We start from the raw sequence: 16,683 nt of genomic DNA on the forward strand, positions 1-16,683 counted from the left end.
TCTCCCTAATCCTTAAATTCAAAAACCACCTTGTTCAATTGAATCATGTTTATTAAGCCCCTCTTCTTGTAAATATTTAGAGAAAGGTTCCAATAGCTGAGCGTGATAGCGTGCTTTAAACGCTTCAATTTCCTCATTAGAAAATTGTTCAGGTTCAAGTTTGAGTGCTTCTACAGGCAAAGGACTTTCATTAGTTATCTTGGCATCAATCAAGACCGTTTCCCCTGAGTCAGCAAGCTCTACCGCTTGTGCAAAAACTTGATGAAGTTCTTCTAACTTGGTGACGGTAAAACCATGCGCTCCCATCGCTTGAGCTACCTTAGCAAAATCAATCCCTGTAAAAGCTACACCTAAATATCCTCTATTCGTTGATTCTTGCTCATCCTTAATAAATCCATATTGCTGATTAGAGAAGACCACATTAATAATCCCTAATTTTTCTTGAACTTGTGTAGCCAGGTCTTGCATAACCATTGAAAAAGCACCATCTCCTGAAAGAGACCAAACTTGTTGTTCGGGAAAATCAAGTTTAGCAGCGATAGCTCCCGGTAACCCGATCCCCATAGTAGCAAACAGCCCTGAAGTTCGCCATTGTTGCCCTTCCTTGAGATGCAGATGACGTACCGAAGTCATCGTGACATCGCCTACATCTACTGAAAAGAGGGCTTGCGGTTTTGTCACTTCGTTAAGAGCATGGTAAACCTGATAAAGTGTCAGTGCACTATTATTGAGATCATTTTCTAAATGATCCGTATACGCTTTCCAATTGTTAATATTCTTCAGATTAGCACGATACCAGGAACTTTCTTGTTTTTGTGGCACTTCGTCCAACAAGCTAGCCACTACCTTTTGAGCATCTGCCAAAATAGTTAACTCAGTTTGTTGGCGTTTGCCCAAATGAGCGGGATTGATGTCCACTTGGATGACGTGTTTTACATTTTTGAACATATTGGTAACGTCAATAAAGGGTTGATTAGTTCCAAGCATTAAGATCGTATCAGCATTTGCCACCGCGTCATTAGCAGGTTTCCTTGCCACACGAACAGCAGAACCTAAAAAGCCTTCATATTTATGATCAATAACATCAATTGCCAAAGCAGAAACCATGATCGGAGCTTGGATCTTACGAGATAATTCAACAAGAGCTTTTCCTGCCCCACGTGCTCCAATCCCCGCAAAAATTAGCGGACGTTCCGCCTTGCTTAAAATTTCAACAGCTTTATTAATTTCCGCTGGTTCGGGTGCCGCAAACTTTAGGGGTCTGTAAACTTGACTAGCGTCAAACCACCCATCTGCTGGTATTTTTTCCCAACCAAGATTAACGGGGAGCTGAACCACTGCAACACCATGCTTACTATAAGCTTGTCGAATGGCCTCATCAATAATATGAGGAAGAGAAGCTGCTGTCATCACCACGCGGTGATATACCGCCACATCAGCATAAATTGGATCCTCATTCATCTCTTGAAAGGTATCCATATTCATACCCGTTGTCCCAAATTGACCGACAAGGGCTAACACTGGAACTCCATCCTCACGTGCATCATAGAGCCCATTTAACAAATGAGTCCCTCCAGGTCCTGCAGAACCAAAAGCTACACCAATCTCTCCAGTAAACTTGGCATGCATACTTGCTGCCATAGCACCAACTTCTTCATGCCGTACTTGAACATAACGAATTTTTTCCCTTTCCTTATCTAATGCGTCCATTAGAGAATTAATGGATCCACCAGGAATTCCATAAATATGGCTCACACCCCAATTTTCAAGAACTTTTACAGCTGCAACACCTGCTTCAATTTTATTTTCCATTGATAGCTCCCTTCTTGTGTTTACGTTTGTAAACTATAAATATAGTATACTCCTTCTTAAAGAAAAGTGCACATATTTTGTCATCTTCTTTTAGATTTCTTTAAACACAAAACAGTTAAATTTTTTAAATTAAAAAATTTATAACTAAAAAATCTCCCTTTTAAGGGAGGTTTTTTAATATCATTGTTAGTTGACCCGTCCTTTTTCAGGGGTCATATCATCAACTTTGTCTTTCACTTTATCTACTTGTTTAGAAGTGAATTTACCAGTGCTTTGTGCAGCACCTACCACACGGTCTTGCACTGTAACTTCATCCTCTTCTTGTTCAGCTTTAGTTTTGATATCCGTCACAGTCACATTGACTTCCACAACATCTAAATCTGTCATATTTGCCACTTCTTTAAGAATAACGGCTTTGATTTTTTCATAAATATCCGGTACGTTTTTGCCATACTCGGTGATGACTTTCAAGTCCACTGCGACTTGAGTTTTACCCACTTCCACATCAACGCCAGAAGTGACATTATCCGTATTGACTAACTTGCCCGTCAAATTAGAGAAGAACCCTCCTTCAACCGCAAGTAAGCCATCAACGTTTTCCAAAGCATACCCTACGATTTTTTGAACCACTTTATCTTCATAAGTCAGTTCGCCATTAATTTCATGAGCAGGTGTTGTCTTATCAGAAGGGTTAGTTTGTGTTTCAGCCATTGTGCCAAAAGGTTTCATATTTTCTTGTACCATATTATTTCTCCTCGTCTATCTTTATTTACGGTTTTTAAATTGTTCGATTAATCCTGTCCTTTGTAAATACAGAGCTACAAAGATGCCTATCACGATAAAAATAAGGAGCAGAATTGTTTTCCAAAATCCAAGGGTGAAGAAGGCAATAGCAACTACGCCACCAATTACCCCTCCGATGATTGGATAACGATATTTTTCCAGTTCTTCCATCGTTTCCTCCTTTTATACGACTCGCAAACTTTTTGAGCTCGTTTTTTTATGAATATTATTGACTGCCACATCAATTTTAACCTGTTGCTCTAAGCCAAAGAAGTTTTTAAGTGCTTCAACGATTTCCTGTTCCAAAAGTTGAGCTTTCTGGGCCACTTCGACCCGTGGGATAATCTCACCCTTCACCTCTACCTCTACTTTATGCTTGTGTAGGGTAACAATGATGTTGGGGGATTTGAGATAGTCGTTCTCAATAACTTTTTCTCTTACCAACCCTTCAATCGCAGAACGTTTCAAATTTAATGTTCCACCTTCATCAGAGAGGTTGATTTCGAGATAAGTTCTTGGATAGAACAAAATGATAAGTAAGCCTAAGATAAGAAGAAGACTTAAAGCCGTAAAGCCCCAAAAGAGATAGGTGGGCAGGTATTGCCCCACATAAGGGAGCTGGCTTGAATCATTGACCATCCACTGATAATCCATCGTTTGGTAATAATCCCAAGCTGCTGGAATCACTAAAGTCAGCAAAAGGAGATCAAGAATGAAGAGTATAATTTTCTTTCCAGTAGACATAAGGCCTCCTTTCTGGAGTGTTACTCTTAATGGTTCATTCTAGCTAAGATAAAGGATACCACGGCCACAACGATTACCGCTCCAATGATGGAAGGAATCAAGGCCATCCCCGCAAGGGAAGGTCCCCACGTCCCAAGGAGGGATTGTCCGACAAAGGATCCGACAAGTCCGGCTAGGATATTAGCGATCCAGCCCATCGATCCCCCTTTATTTGTGATTGCCCCGGCAATCAAACCAATAATAGCTCCTACTATTAACGACCAAATCATAAAATACCTCTTTCTAGTATGCACTGTCTTTTTAGGTAATTTATTGCATACATCTTTAATATTAATCTAACATAATAAGAAAACGTCTTCAAGAAATCTGACTCGCTTTTCTCTGTTTTAGCATAATTCCAAAGAGTTACTGGTAATTTTAAACTTCCAATTTAAAATGTAAATAATTGTAAAAAAAAAGAGTTAACTACTCTTTCGTATTTTTATGCTTACGGTTGTGTGCAGAATAGACAAATGATTTCGCTATAACGGAAATAAACATGGCCATAAAACCGAGGCCTACGGTAGCGTAACACATCGTAAAGATTTTACCGATTGCTGTGATAGGGTGTAAATCTCCATAACCAATCGTTGTTAAAGTAATAAAACTCAGATACAATGCATCTAGTGGACTCATCTTCTCTACACTGGTGTAAAAAAGTGTTCCTATCCCTAAAGTAGCAATAATTAGGGCAAAGAGAGCTCGCGTATCTTTAGACTTAAAAATAAACTTAAAAGATTGAAATAATTCTTTTATTGATAATAATAACGAAAACATCCTTTTTCCTTTATTGAAGTTAACTTTTATAGCAATTTTTTCTATAAGTCCATAAAATTTCCACTAAGGAGACTGAATTGGGACAAGAACTTCCAGCACGCGCTTATACCATAAATATGCTGCAAGGCTTATTAATAAAATAATTATTATAAAAACTACAAGATTCAACAAGAACGTAATGATCGGTTTGCGAGAAGAATGCATCTGATACCTCCTTTCTTTAATCATAATGTTGTATTTTTAGAGGTGAGCTAACCCTAGCATGATAATGAAATCAATGAGAAGACCAAACAGCCAAGTTATACGAAAATACCATTTCCTTGTCTTATGATGACAAAGCATACCAGCTAAAAAAGCCCCTACTCCTCCAGCGAGCAAAGCTGAGCTAATTAAAGTTTTTTCTGATATTCTCCACTGATGTAAGCGTGCCTTATGTTTATCAATAGCATAGATTTTAAATACTAAGACATTCCATAGTATTAGGAACAAAAATAAAATATCCTTCATTTGTCTCTTTCTAAAGTAGCGGTTCAACTTTCTAGATAATTAAAATACTTTTCATTATGATAATAGTGACGTTATCTTTATAATACTCTATCCATTTAACCATAAGCCATAAAGGTCTGCAAGCTTTACATTTATTTCTTTTTCTAATAATCAAAGGGTAACCTACTTTAGATTACCCTTTGATTCGCCCTTTACTGGTCCATCTCTTCTAATATATACTTACCTATATACTCCGCTCCATAATATGAAGGATGATTGGTATAATCATACATGACAATGGAATTTATGGTAGAAGGTGAACTTTCTTTCACTCCATTTGAGAGCAGCGAACGAATATCAAGCACCTTTATATTCGCATCCGGATGCTGATTCAATGCTTTTTCAAAGAGCTTATTCATTGCATCAGAATACTTATTTAAACTCCTATCCGCAACACTATGTGAATTGTTCGCTGTATTAGTCATATAGATTTGGATGCCTTGATCTTGGAAAAAATGTATAAGTTTTGAAAATTGTACGAAGTATCTTTCCTCAAATTCTTCTGACGGGATACGAATTTTCACCCCATTAACAACCATAGTGGCCTGGTCAGCAAAACCAAATATTAAGAGGGCTTTTTTAGGGTGGTATTTATCAATTGCATCTTGCCAATAATTGAGATAACCTTGGAATGACTTGAACGCAGGGAGACTTTGTCCATCTGCTGAAATAAGATATTCAGGATCCATAATACTGCCATTCCCTACGCCATAGACTAGAAGTTTATATTCATTACTATTGCTATCCTTCTGAGCTTGATTGATTCCAAAAGCGATACGACGAGACCATGAATCACCGACAATAAGCAAAGGAGTCTTACCTTTTTCAATAATGGGATTAGTCCCTACCCACTTTTCGGCTATTTCTGGTTGAGACGATACAATTCTCACTTTTGTTAAGGCGGGGGCAGATGTCCCCAAAATCATCAACAAAGGCAAAATTATAACAACTGAAAAAGCTATTTTTGATGTTTTAAACTTTATTAATTGTTCAAAAAGCTTGTTTGAAACAATAGCTACGGTGATAGAAAGTATCAATTGCAGTCCCATTAAAGCCAGGGTATTGCTAATTGTAATGCCTAAAATAGTTTGGATATTCGCCTGAGTGACAAAAACAATTACGGGAATGTGCCATAAGTACAGTGAATAGCTAATTTTCCCAAGATAGGTTAAAGGAGGTTGCTCTAATATCCATTTAAAAAGGTGATTTCTATTAGTGATCGAAAAATAAAACATCAAAAAACCAATTAAAAGAGTATAGGAGAGAAACATTCCCCTGAACAACTTCATGTCATTAAGTTTAAAGCAGAATGTTTCCAGAATCAGCACACACACTACCATATATGAAGGAATTAAAAGTTTTTTAGATGAGAGTTCTTTATATTTAGATGACAATGCTGCAAAGATTCCGCCTACCAAAAATGAAGATATTCTGGAAAAAGTTGAATAATAAAGAGAGTTAAAATCAAAGTGAAAAGAACAATAGAATGTTGCCAAAATCAAAAAAGTGGTCAAAATTATTGTTGATCGGATATACTTTTCCCGGAAATTATTTTTTAACCTTTGGATATTAAAAACAAGATAGACGTAAAAAGGATAGACTAAATAAAATTGCATCTCAATAGCAATAGACCACATATGTAGCAAAGGTGATTTGGTACCTGATTCCCAATATCCGCTGTTATGTGCGATCTCATACCAATTAACCGCACCAATACTAGTGTAGAATAATTCCTGATGCACTCTATTAATTATGGGTATTACGGGCAAGTTTGTGAACACAAAAATGACTACTCCCAACATTACAATCATCGGAGGGTAAATACGTGAAATCCGTCGCCTAAAAAAAGAGAGCAAGTTAATATTATGGCTTTCACCTTGCTCAATTATTAAAAAGTGCGTGATAATATATCCTGATAGAACAAAAAATAGTTCTACACCCACAAAACCTTGCTTGAAAATCCCGAAATGAAAAAGAAGGACCATCAATACTGCTATACCTCGAAAACCATCTAAATACTTTATTCGCTTCATTACTAAATCCTCTTATTACAGTTGTAAAGACGCTCAAGTTACTACTGTGTCTTTATTCTTATTCTATATTATAAGATATTAGAATAAGAATTTAGATTTATTTTTTATCATGAAAAAGTCTAAATTTTGAATTTCTACCCTTAGTTATACCACAGTTATACCACCGAACATCTTCTAATTTAACTCCATAAGATTATTTCTAGTAGCAGTTCTAAACAAAAAAACACCAACTCTTTTGGTGTTTTCATTATTGATTTTGCTGGAATAAACCAGCCCTAACATCTTATGAGCGGTTTTATATGACGCACTTATTTTATTTAGAAGAGGTGCTCGTCTGCGCTTAATTATATACGACCCAGCTTCCTGCTGGAAGTTTACTTGCCATAGCAATTTGTTCGGCAAGAGTCATCCCTGAGTATTCACCATGTCCGAGCAGTTGGAAAGCTCCATAGGCGCCTGAACTAGCATTCACACTATTGACAAGACCATTAGATTCATGGGTAATGATATACGCCCACTCGCTTGCAGAGTACCCTGCAGCATTCGCTGTATTGCTTGCCATATAATTTGCTAATGCTTGAACATCAACTTGCCCAGATGTTTGGCTCAAATTAAGCCCACCCGCTGTAGTTGCTACAGATGTAGATGCAGCTTTAGTAGGTTGTGTTTCAACAGTGGTAGTTTTAGAAACAGTCGTTTTAGTAACTTTTCCTGTCAAAATATTATTGACTTCCGTTTGAATAGCTTGGGCATCCAACCCCTTTGCTTTCAAGTTGGTAATACGTGTATCACCATCACCGTAACTTCCGTTAATAACTTCTAACGCAACATCATGTGTTGATGTAGCAGGTGTATCTGCATGAGCGATACCGCCAACAAACATAAACGATGCAACTAAACCAGTTGAAATAGCAACTTTACTGAATTTCATTTAGACCTTTCGATTTCGCCACTAGGATTACTCCATAAGACTATCACAGCCCAGTCTGTACTCCATCATCATGGTTACTTCCCATACACATCATAAAGTCTATTAACGCTTGTGTAGGATTACCGTAAGCAGTTTAACGTCATTGCACGCTATGGACGTTAGCTTCTTTAAAAAGAAAATTTCTTAGCCTAAACTCTTAACCTCATTAAGCTAAATTTTCTCAGAGAGCTTTAAAAATGTAGTTTTTAAAATTAATATTTCGTATGAGGGCTTATTATAGTATCATTACCTTAACTAAAACTTAATCAAATTATGTATACTAAGTGTGCAATTTTTGCTTTTATGAATAGATATTCTTTTTATAACTTAAGGTTAATCGGAGATATGAGATTTTATCCGTTTTTTTACAATGTTTCCCATAATAGTCCTCTTCTTGCAACATAAACTTCTCATTTATAGGTCTTTTTTTCATAAACTTCCAATATATATGCTTTTCATTAAATGATTGCAGAATTTTTTTCATGTATCCCCTCTCCTCACATGCTTAATAATTCTCGTTTTATTAACATTTGTTAATGCAAAATACCAGATATTGTGCTTTGTATTGATTGTTCACGCTTAATTAAGTATAATAAACTGTATGTGAGTAAGATAAAGATAACAATTATTTGTCTATTTTCTCATTAACTCTCTCAAAGGCATTTAATACATAGAAAGAAAAATTTTCTATAAACTGTGTTCTTATTCAACAAAAAAGGATAATTATGAATTTTAAAATTTTTTTGGAACTCGTGGAAATTAAGACTAAAATTGCCAGTATCTTCCCTTTTATAATCGGTTTACTTTTCAGTTTGTGCTATTTTAACGAATTTGATCCCCTCTTTACATTACTTTTTCTCCTAGCGATGCTTCTCTTTGATATGACCGTAACTGCTATTAATAACTATCAAGACTATGTCAAAGCCAAGGATGAGCATTATAAAAATGAACAAAATATTATTGGACAAGCCAATCTTTCACCCTCATATGTTCGTAACCTGATTATTGTGATGCTTTTAATCAGCTTAAGCTTAGGGCTTAGCATCGCTTATTTCACAGGATGGCTCTTCTTGTTTGTGGGTGCCGTTGTATTTTTTATTGGTGTTTTTTATACATATGGTCCTATTCCGCTGTCGCGCATGCCTTTAGGAGAAATATTTTCTGGGGGAACAATGGGCTTGGGGATCTTTACAATGGTCGTTTTGATCAATACTAATTCCTCGCCCATCTTTAGATTTTCTATCAATTTTTCTCAAAACCGTTTTGCTTTAACAGGATCTATTTTTGCAGTATTTGCACTCATTATCGCAAGCCTCCCCCTCATTTTTACTATTGCGAACATTATGCTAGCCAATAACTTAAGAGATCTGGACACCGACATCAAAAATCACCGTTATACGCTAGTTTACTATATTGGAAGAGTCACTGGAATGAAACTTTTCCGAGTGTTGATGTATGGTTCTTATGTTGCCATCTTACTGGGATTGGTACTTCGACTTTTCGACTGGCCCATCTTAACCACTTTCCTTACCTTTCCTCTCGTTCAAAAGAATTTGAAAGCTCATGCCAAGGAGGTTCCTGCCCCCCATAGTTTTGTATATTCCTTAAAAAATATGGTCCTTTTTAATAGCAGCTATGCCCTCGGTCTTCTTTTTTCTCTCATCTGGCAGAGTGTCATAAAATAAAAAAGTGGTTATAACCACTTTTTTATTTTTCAGTCAAAACTTTTCGAAGTTCTTCTCTTGCAAGAAGCTCATCCTCTCGTTTAATCAAAATAGTCAGATAATCTCCCGCTTGGAGCTCTGTCTTTCCTTGAGGAATGATATCGCGGCCTGAACGGTGAACTGAAACAAGTAAGCACCCTTCTGGAAGAGCAAGTTGGGCAACTGTCGAATGATCTGCGATAGAATCAAAAGGCACTATTGTTTCAAACATCATCTGTCCTTCTTCAACTTCCTGTTTTCCTTCACGGTCATCAAGCATTATTTCTAATAATGAATCATAGATAGGTGCAGCATGCAATAAGTCTGCAACGACATAGGCAACTAATGAAACCAGTGCAAGTGGCAACAAATGATCAAACGATCCCGTCATTTCAACTAAAAGTAAAATACCTGTCATCGGGGCACGTACAATCGCGGTAAAAGTGCCAGCCATCGCCAGAATCACAAAATTTGCAAAGAGATGATGGGGCAGTTGAAAACCATTAATCACGATTGTAGCAAAGACAGCCCCAAGACTCGCTCCTAAAACTAATAAAGGAAAGAAAATTCCACCTGGAACACCAGAAGCGTAAGAAATCATCGAAATCACATACTTGCTAACTAAAATAACGCATAAAAAACCAAGTCCCATTCCAAAACTAAAGCGTTCCATTAAATGGTGTCCACTCCCGACCACAAGCGGAAAAATTAGGGCAGTGACTGCAACAACAGCAAAACTGATAAAAACTCTTAAAAATGAAGAATTAATCTTTTTCATTAACCCTTGACTTTTTAATAAAGTCCAGTTATAAAATGCTCCGAAGAACCCTAACACAACTCCTAAAAGAAGTAATAACCAATAATCAGACAGTTCGATTGAGCCAACAATTTGAAAATGAAAGACTGGCTCAGCACCAAATATCAGTCTTGAAACCATATCCGCGACCATCGCTGAAGCCATACAGGTAACTAAAATAAGAGGAGAAAAGTACTTAAATACTTCCTCCAGTGTGAACATTACTCCAGAAAGGGGAGCATTAAAAGCCGCGGAAAGTCCAGCAGAAGCGCCTGAGGCAATAAGGATCCTTTTATGTCGCTCTGTTTCGGCTAAACGACTTGATACCATTTGCCCCATTGAAGCACCTAATTGGATAGAAGGGCCTTCTCTCCCTAAAGAGAGCCCGCCTAACATTGCCAGTGTTCCTGCAACGAACTTAGAAAAAGCTGTCGTGAACCAATTATTTTTAAAATAGCCCTGCAATTGACCCTTTACTTGGGGAATCCCTGAACCTGAACTCATGGGATAGCGCTTCATCAAAAAAGTAATCACTGCAGTGAGGAGAAGTAAACCCAGAATAAGCAAAGGAAGCGTAAGCAACTGATGGCTTGTAAAGTTATAAATTTTTAAACCAAGGTTTTCTGCCTTTTCTAGTGCAAGGCGATAAAGACTCGTCAAAAAACCCGCAGATAACCCCACGAGTACGCTTAAGAACAGGAGATAAAGGTTTTTATTCGTTGATTTTTCAATATCTTTGAGTTTCATTACTTATTTCCAATACGAATATTAGTTTTGGGTTTAGCTGATTTTGTAGCAAAATGAGTGGCTACTGCTCCCCCACCATGTCGTTTATACCGAACGCTGATAAAACCTGCTTCTTCAAACAGAGCCTTGAGCGTCTTAGCGTCAGGAAAATCTTGTGCAGATTTTTGTAACCATTGATATTCTTTTAAGGATTTTGCGAATAATTTTCCAAAAAGAGGCATGAGATGTTTGAAATAAAAATTGAAAGCTTGCTTATAGCCTGGTAAGTCAGGATGTGAGGTCTCAATACATACCGCCTTGCCTCCTGGTTTAAGCACTCGGTAAATTTCACGCAGGACAGTCAGATAATCAGGAGTGTTACGTAAACCATAGCCAATGGTGACAACATCAAAAGTGTTATTTTCAAAAGGAAGTGCCATTGCATTGCCTTGTAGCAAGGAGATGTTTTCTACCTTTTTTTGCTTGATTTTTTCTTGAGCTACCTCTAGCATGTTTTCAGAAAAATCTAAGCCGACTACATGCCCTTTTTCCCCCACTGCTGCTGCTAAATCAAATGTCCAATCGCCTGTCCCGCAGCATAAATCCAGTGCTGACAGACCGGTAAGTGGCCCCATTTGCTTCATCGTAGCCGCCCGCCAAAGATCATGTTGTTTAAAACTGATAATGGCATTCATTTTATCATAATCTGCAGAAATATTATTAAATATCTCATGCACCCGTTCTTCATTCACTTTTGTCATATATTTAGTATACCATACTCAATCAATAGGATACAATATCACTTCTCTAATAGGAATTTTGAAGTTTGTGGGGAAAATTCTGGGTAAGAGTCCGAATATTTACTTAACGCATCACTAAAATCATCACTCATTATTTTTGATATCTCCGTAGGATAGTTCTTAAAAAGTGAGTTTTTTAAATAAAAAATCTGTCCCTACGGACAGAAATAAAGACGACTTTAAAGAGTTAAGTTACTTTCTTACAAAGCTGTAAAAAAGGTGAACAAACCGAAGATAATCCCAGGAAAATTAGCTGTTGCTAAGGCCAAGTCTTTTGGTTTCTTCCAAACGCCATAAATCACCCACAGCGTACAATTGATTGCTGCTACCAAAGGTTGGATAGGATTTCCCTTCACCCCACTAAGGTTATTAGCAATTTGAGGAAGATATGACACATACATCATTACGGACATACCAGTAGCTATCCAGCTAAGATATTTAATAAATTTTTCTTGATCCATCTACTATTTTCCTCTCTATTTATTCAAAGAGTTCCGGAGCGTACACCACTAAACTAATAAATAATTCCAAGGGTGTTGCCCACGCTCTTTTCAACATTCAAAAAGTTTGTTATTACATTATAACACATCTCAACATTTGTACGTTTAAAATGAATAAATCTCTTTTACTAAGCTACCTTCTAGATAAATGTTTCTTATTATATTTATAATAGGATCGCTATCATCCCGCTCATTCATTTTTCAATAATACAAGCTCGTGAAATTATAGCTGTATTTTTCCTATTATTCTAAGGAGCTTACTCATTCCAGGAAGAATCAAAAGTTTATCTCTTTTAAGCCCAGTAATCATCGTCTGTACTACTTTCTCTATAGGCATTTGTGGGATTCTGTCGACTTGTGCATTATCTTCTTCTGATCCGCTAAACATTGGCTTATCGGTTCGTGGTGGGGCAAGCTCAAAAATTTTGACGTTTGTCTTTTTTAACTGTTTACGAAGGCTCTGCGTATACGAATGCAGACCTAATTTGGAAGCACTGTAAAGCGGTGCTTTATCAAACGGAAAATAAGCAATTCCACTGGTAACATTTAAAATAGCACTATTTTTTTGACGTAAAATATGAGGGAGAAAGGTCTGAGTCATAAGTATAGGACCAGCTAGATTGGTTGTTATCTCATCCGTCAAAATTTCCATTTTCGCTGATGTAAATTGAATAGATTTCATTAAGCCCGCATTATTAATTAAGATATTTAGTTTAGGAAAATCTTTTATCAAGCGATCATAAAGAGAATGAATGGAAGTGACATCAGTCACATCAAGGGGATAAACATTTAGAGAAGGATACATCTTTTTTACACTTTCCATCTTCTCTTTATTTCTTCCTGTTACAATGACAGTGTTGTCTAAATTCATGAGTTGTTTAGCCATTTCTAGCCCAATTCCAGAAGTCGCCCCTGTGATTAAAATCGTATTATTTTTGAGTTCCATATCTTTTCCTTTCAAGAAAATCCACAACCTTAGGTTATAAATTAAAGATATTATAACCTAAATTGACAATATTTTCAAGGAAATACTCATAAGGTTCAGATTTTTTGTTTTCTTAAGCTAATCGGTCATTCTAAACTTTTATCAAAAATTATTGTCTAATCCTATCCATTAAAGCCCAAGTGTAAGTTTCAAAAAAGTTACTGACAGCTCTGTCAGTAACTTTGACTCATTCTTCTTTAGTTTGATAATTAGAAAATCCGTGTGTAGTCCCAGCGGTCCCAGGACCCACACGCATTCTCTGGCGCGCCGCCTCAGCAAACTCTACCACAGGTTTTGACTGAGGAAGATACATAAGCTGTTTAAAAAGTCCACTGAGCACTGGATCAAAAGCTTTTCCTGCTTCAATTTTATCCCTCGCCCCTTTAAACAAAGCACGCTCTTTGACTGAAGTTTGCGGGTTTAGCAAAACGTTATAGAGCAACTCATACAACTGCTCTTGTTGCTTGTTTAAGTTTGTCATTTTTTAGAAGACGTTGGTCTCCATTCACTTCCCTTCTGTATATCTGCTTTCACTCAAGCCCTTCTACGGTTTAATTTTACTGCAAACGTTCTCAAAAGTAAAGCTGATGGGAGTAAAAAAGTTACTGGCAGCAATGTCAGTAACTTTTTTAGATTTTTCCATTAATGGAAGAGATGACTTTGACGAGAAAGTTCGGCAATTTTTTTCGTTCTTTCCTCAAAGTGAGGGAAGAGCAGAGCACCAATGACAAGGAAAACCACAGCTACAGCCACTAAAATGACGATAGCAAACCAGGCATTTGGCCAATAAATCCCCCCTGCCGACTCGCGCAACAAGTTAACCGCATGAGTAAATGGAAGATAAGGATTGATGGCCTGGAAGAATTTTCCTGAAACCTGAATAGGATAATTCCCACCCCCACCAGAGATAGAGAGTACGAGGATAATAATCGCAATCCCTTTCCCGATATTACCAAAAAGAGCGACAAGCACATAGACCATAATCATAAAGGTTATCGCAATCAATAAGGCAAAGAGGACACTGTAAAATGGAGCCCGCACATCAACACCCAAGGCGAAATAATTTCCTAAAGTAACAATGAGCGCTTGTCCCAAGCCCATAACGATGAAAGTTAGCATCCGTGCAAAGAATTGCTCCCGTTTGGAGTAGCGTTTTTTATCTTTATCACGCAGGTAAACCTCAGTCGTCGCCACACTTGAAAAGAGGACCGCACCGACCCAAAGACACAGTGCAGTATAAAATGGTGTGCTGGCTGAACCATTATTTGCAATAGGATAAATCATATTTTCTTGAACTTCCACAGGCTGTGTCAAAAACTCACTTTCCTTTGTTGCATCAAGTTTAAGGAGTTTGACAAGTTCGCCAAGATCGACTTCTTTTTCACCTTTTTTAATTGCGGTAGCGGCCTTTTGAATCCCTTTTTTGATATTTGGCCAATCATTTTGTATTAAATCATTGGCTTGGTTCAAGGCGGCTTCGACATCTGGCATTTTTTCATTCAGGGTAGTTAAAGTATTGGTTAGATCATTTCTGATACCTGCATAATCATTTTGGAAGAAATTAGCGGCAATTCCCAACTTGTTTTTAACCAGTGGAAACTCATTTTGATAAAGTGAGGCCCCTTCATTGATGGCACTGACAATCTTATCCATATTGCCATTTAACATCGTATTGGCATCATGGACCTCTTGCTTAATAGCCGGCATTTCTGCTTGGTATTTTTCCAAAATCGTGATTGCATTTGACACAGTTTTATTCGTTGCATTTAACAAAGACTCAAAATCAATCTGTTGGGCCTTGTTCAGTAGACCTTGAGCATCCGTAATCGTCGTCATTAATTTTGTAATAACTTGATTTAAGGTCTCTGTGATACTTTCTACATTAATTTGTCCGACGAGATTAGAAATATTGGTAGCCACTGTACTGATTTCACCAAGATATTCATCAACCGCAGAAACATTTCCATTTTGAACGAGCGTGTTAAGGTGTTCCATCCGTTGGCTCAAATCTCCCAACAAATTATCTGCACTTTGTAAATTTTTGATTGCAGCATCCAGTTCGGTACTTCCTGTACTTTCTTGCACTTGCTGAAGATAATCAACCAAACCTTTTATTGCTTGGCGTTGCTGCTCAATTTTTGCAATAGACTGGTTAATGAGATCACGAATATCTTGCTTTTCTTGATCCGACAATTGATTATCATCTATCGCTTGCTGAATGGTTGAGATAATTGATGAAGTATCAGTAGCAAACGTTTGAATGGATTGAAGCGTAATTTTTACACTATTGGTGACACTTGGTAAGGCTTCTTGGAGTTTTTTGGCTCCTTGAAGTGTTGTTGTTCCAAGATCATTTGCTTCGTCTCCCAACCTTTGAATATCTGGAAGGGATTGTTGAACTTGTTGGATAATCGTCAAGCCTTCTTTAGCTTCTTGAATCCCTTCGGTCATGGTTTGTTCAACAGAAGCAAAATCTTCATCAATCATGGCTAGTTGCTGCCCAGCATTTTGTATTTCTGGAATTTTTTCTTGTAAAGTTAGAATTACACCAAGTTGTTCATTAATCTCTGGCATCTTGCCATTCAGCGCAACAATTTTTGTACCCAAAGCATCCACATCAGGTAAATATTTTGTAAATTCATTCGCTTTAGCTAATTTTTCCTTTAACTCTGGCACCTTACCATGCAGCTCCACCACTTGTTTAGTGTAGTTATCGATTGTACCTAAATTATCATTTGTAGTCAAAATAGCACTTTTAACTTTTTGAATGCTGACCATATTTTTATCAAGGTCGTAACCGATGTTATTGAACACTTTTAGTAAGGTACTACTTGCTGTCTGTATAAACTCTTCAGAGATTTGGCTTTGTAAAGATGTGGCGCCCTTTTCGGTAATCTTTGGGGCAATGGCATTAATCTTTTCATTAATAGAGTAAACAATTTGAGGCTTTTTAATATCCCCAGTCGTAAAGCTAAGCAAATCTTTGGAAAAATCCTTGGGTAAGTATATCCCTGCATAATATTTCCCAGACTTCACTCCTTTATCAAGTTGTGCCTTAGAATCTACAAAGCGCCAACCTAACTGATGATTTTTTTTGAGGTTCTTGAGAACCTCATCACCAATATTAATGCTTTTGTCTTCAAATTTCTGTGTTTTATCTTCACTGTAGACAGCGATAGGTAATTGGGAAGTATTCGCATAAGGATCCCAGAGGGCCTTAATATTAAACCAAGCATATAATGAAGGAACAATCATCAAAGCCACCACTAAAAATATAGCGATGGGATTTTTGAATATTCTCTTCCAATCTATAACAAATAATTTCCAAGTATTTTTTAAATGTTTCACAGGTGCTCCTTTTCTGTCTTATTCCTCATCGTTGTATGAGGTGGATCAGTTTTCCATTGCTTAATTTTTAAAGCGTCTTTTTGACATTAATTTTTAAAATTACAATAAACGATTGTAGCAT

16 protein-coding genes are annotated in these 16,683 nt (G+C 37.1%); 1 reads left to right on the plus strand and 15 read right to left on the minus strand.

Going from position 1 to position 16,683, the window contains the following annotated elements:
• Window positions 1-18 precede the first annotated feature (18 nt).
• From spxB to JW886_RS07905, 9 genes are all read right to left on the minus strand, one after another.
• Window positions 19-1,812: a pyruvate oxidase gene (gene spxB, locus JW886_RS07865; RefSeq protein ID WP_205871793.1), complete on the minus strand. Its 1,794-nt coding sequence runs from the start codon at window positions 1,810-1,812 to the stop codon at window positions 19-21.
• Between the two features lie 186 nt (window positions 1,813-1,998).
• Entirely contained in the window at window positions 1,999-2,556 is a 558-nt protein-coding gene (locus tag JW886_RS07870; RefSeq protein WP_205871794.1) for an Asp23/Gls24 family envelope stress response protein, read from the minus strand.
• A gap of 21 nt (window positions 2,557-2,577) precedes the next feature.
• Window positions 2,578-2,766 (minus strand): DUF2273 domain-containing protein, encoded by a 189-nt coding sequence (locus JW886_RS07875; RefSeq protein ID WP_200407810.1) that lies wholly within the window; start codon window positions 2,764-2,766, stop codon window positions 2,578-2,580.
• Between the two features lie 12 nt (window positions 2,767-2,778).
• Window positions 2,779-3,339 (minus strand): alkaline shock response membrane anchor protein AmaP, encoded by a 561-nt coding sequence (gene amaP / locus JW886_RS07880; protein ID WP_205871795.1) that lies wholly within the window; start codon window positions 3,337-3,339, stop codon window positions 2,779-2,781.
• A gap of 26 nt (window positions 3,340-3,365) precedes the next feature.
• Window positions 3,366-3,608 (minus strand): GlsB/YeaQ/YmgE family stress response membrane protein, encoded by a 243-nt coding sequence (locus tag JW886_RS07885; protein ID WP_200407808.1) that lies wholly within the window; start codon window positions 3,606-3,608, stop codon window positions 3,366-3,368.
• Window positions 3,609-3,804: 196 nt separating this feature from the next.
• The gene (locus tag JW886_RS07890) at window positions 3,805-4,155 is read right to left on the minus strand and encodes a potassium channel family protein (protein ID WP_205272136.1); all 351 of its coding nucleotides are present in this window, start codon (window positions 4,153-4,155) and stop codon (window positions 3,805-3,807) included.
• A 240-nt stretch (window positions 4,156-4,395) separates the two neighbouring features.
• Window positions 4,396-4,662 carry a DUF1294 domain-containing protein gene (locus JW886_RS07895; protein ID WP_205871796.1) on the minus strand — a complete coding sequence of 89 codons (267 nt, stop codon included), beginning with the start codon at window positions 4,660-4,662 and terminating at the stop codon, window positions 4,396-4,398.
• Between the two features lie 191 nt (window positions 4,663-4,853).
• Window positions 4,854-6,734 (minus strand): acyltransferase family protein, encoded by a 1,881-nt coding sequence (locus JW886_RS07900; protein WP_205871797.1) that lies wholly within the window; start codon window positions 6,732-6,734, stop codon window positions 4,854-4,856.
• A 340-nt stretch (window positions 6,735-7,074) separates the two neighbouring features.
• Window positions 7,075-7,665, minus strand: a complete 591-nt coding sequence (locus JW886_RS07905; protein ID WP_075526153.1) for a transglycosylase — start codon at window positions 7,663-7,665, stop codon at window positions 7,075-7,077.
• A 764-nt stretch (window positions 7,666-8,429) separates the two neighbouring features.
• Here JW886_RS07905 and menA point away from each other — a divergent pair.
• Entirely contained in the window at window positions 8,430-9,389 is a 960-nt protein-coding gene (menA, locus tag JW886_RS07910) for a 1,4-dihydroxy-2-naphthoate polyprenyltransferase (RefSeq protein WP_205871798.1), read from the plus strand.
• A gap of 22 nt (window positions 9,390-9,411) precedes the next feature.
• Here the strand turns inward: menA and JW886_RS07915 are convergent, their stop codons facing one another.
• From JW886_RS07915 to JW886_RS07940, 6 genes are all read right to left on the minus strand, one after another.
• The gene (locus JW886_RS07915) at window positions 9,412-10,950 is read right to left on the minus strand and encodes a ClC family H(+)/Cl(-) exchange transporter (protein ID WP_200407348.1); all 1,539 of its coding nucleotides are present in this window, start codon (window positions 10,948-10,950) and stop codon (window positions 9,412-9,414) included.
• On the minus strand, window positions 10,950-11,690 hold the full coding sequence (locus JW886_RS07920; RefSeq protein WP_205272133.1) for a demethylmenaquinone methyltransferase: 741 nt from the start codon (window positions 11,688-11,690) through the stop codon (window positions 10,950-10,952). Before JW886_RS07920 ends, JW886_RS07915 begins: the two co-directional genes overlap by 1 nt.
• Window positions 11,691-11,929: 239 nt before the next feature.
• Window positions 11,930-12,190, minus strand: a complete 261-nt coding sequence (locus JW886_RS07925; RefSeq protein WP_200407350.1) for a SemiSWEET family transporter — start codon at window positions 12,188-12,190, stop codon at window positions 11,930-11,932.
• 262 nt (window positions 12,191-12,452) lie between these two features.
• Window positions 12,453-13,175, minus strand: a complete 723-nt coding sequence (locus JW886_RS07930; RefSeq protein ID WP_205871799.1) for an SDR family oxidoreductase — start codon at window positions 13,173-13,175, stop codon at window positions 12,453-12,455.
• Between the two features lie 226 nt (window positions 13,176-13,401).
• Complete coding sequence (locus JW886_RS07935) at window positions 13,402-13,695, minus strand: bacteriocin immunity family protein (protein WP_205871800.1); 294 nt, start codon at window positions 13,693-13,695, stop codon at window positions 13,402-13,404.
• A 161-nt stretch (window positions 13,696-13,856) separates the two neighbouring features.
• Window positions 13,857-16,562, minus strand: a complete 2,706-nt coding sequence (locus tag JW886_RS07940; RefSeq protein ID WP_205871801.1) for a YhgE/Pip domain-containing protein — start codon at window positions 16,560-16,562, stop codon at window positions 13,857-13,859.
• Window positions 16,563-16,683: the final 121 nt, after the last annotated feature.

It is taken from the genome of Lactococcus taiwanensis (assembly GCF_017068355.1).
Taxonomy (GTDB): Bacteria; Bacillota; Bacilli; order Lactobacillales; family Streptococcaceae; genus Lactococcus; species Lactococcus taiwanensis.

Excerpts from the sequence above, each read along its gene's own strand:
- spxB (WP_205871793.1), bottom strand. The coding sequence starts at position 1,812 with ATGGAAAATAAAATTGAAGCAGGTGTTGCAGCTGTAAAAGTTCTTGAA.
- JW886_RS07870 (WP_205871794.1), bottom strand. The coding sequence starts at position 2,556 with ATGGTACAAGAAAATATGAAACCTTTTGGCACAATGGCTGAAACACAA.
- JW886_RS07875 (WP_200407810.1), bottom strand. The coding sequence starts at position 2,766 with ATGGAAGAACTGGAAAAATATCGTTATCCAATCATCGGAGGGGTAATT.
- amaP (WP_205871795.1), bottom strand. The coding sequence starts at position 3,339 with ATGTCTACTGGAAAGAAAATTATACTCTTCATTCTTGATCTCCTTTTG.
- JW886_RS07885 (WP_200407808.1), bottom strand. The coding sequence starts at position 3,608 with ATGATTTGGTCGTTAATAGTAGGAGCTATTATTGGTTTGATTGCCGGG.
- JW886_RS07890 (WP_205272136.1), bottom strand. The coding sequence starts at position 4,155 with ATGTTTTCGTTATTATTATCAATAAAAGAATTATTTCAATCTTTTAAG.
- JW886_RS07895 (WP_205871796.1), bottom strand. The coding sequence starts at position 4,662 with ATGAAGGATATTTTATTTTTGTTCCTAATACTATGGAATGTCTTAGTA.
- JW886_RS07900 (WP_205871797.1), bottom strand. The coding sequence starts at position 6,734 with ATGAAGCGAATAAAGTATTTAGATGGTTTTCGAGGTATAGCAGTATTG.
- JW886_RS07905 (WP_075526153.1), bottom strand. The coding sequence starts at position 7,665 with ATGAAATTCAGTAAAGTTGCTATTTCAACTGGTTTAGTTGCATCGTTT.
- menA (WP_205871798.1), top strand. The coding sequence starts at position 8,430 with ATGAATTTTAAAATTTTTTTGGAACTCGTGGAAATTAAGACTAAAATT.
- JW886_RS07915 (WP_200407348.1), bottom strand. The coding sequence starts at position 10,950 with ATGAAACTCAAAGATATTGAAAAATCAACGAATAAAAACCTTTATCTC.
- JW886_RS07920 (WP_205272133.1), bottom strand. The coding sequence starts at position 11,690 with ATGACAAAAGTGAATGAAGAACGGGTGCATGAGATATTTAATAATATT.
- JW886_RS07925 (WP_200407350.1), bottom strand. The coding sequence starts at position 12,190 with ATGGATCAAGAAAAATTTATTAAATATCTTAGCTGGATAGCTACTGGT.
- JW886_RS07930 (WP_205871799.1), bottom strand. The coding sequence starts at position 13,175 with ATGGAACTCAAAAATAATACGATTTTAATCACAGGGGCGACTTCTGGA.
- JW886_RS07935 (WP_205871800.1), bottom strand. The coding sequence starts at position 13,695 with ATGACAAACTTAAACAAGCAACAAGAGCAGTTGTATGAGTTGCTCTAT.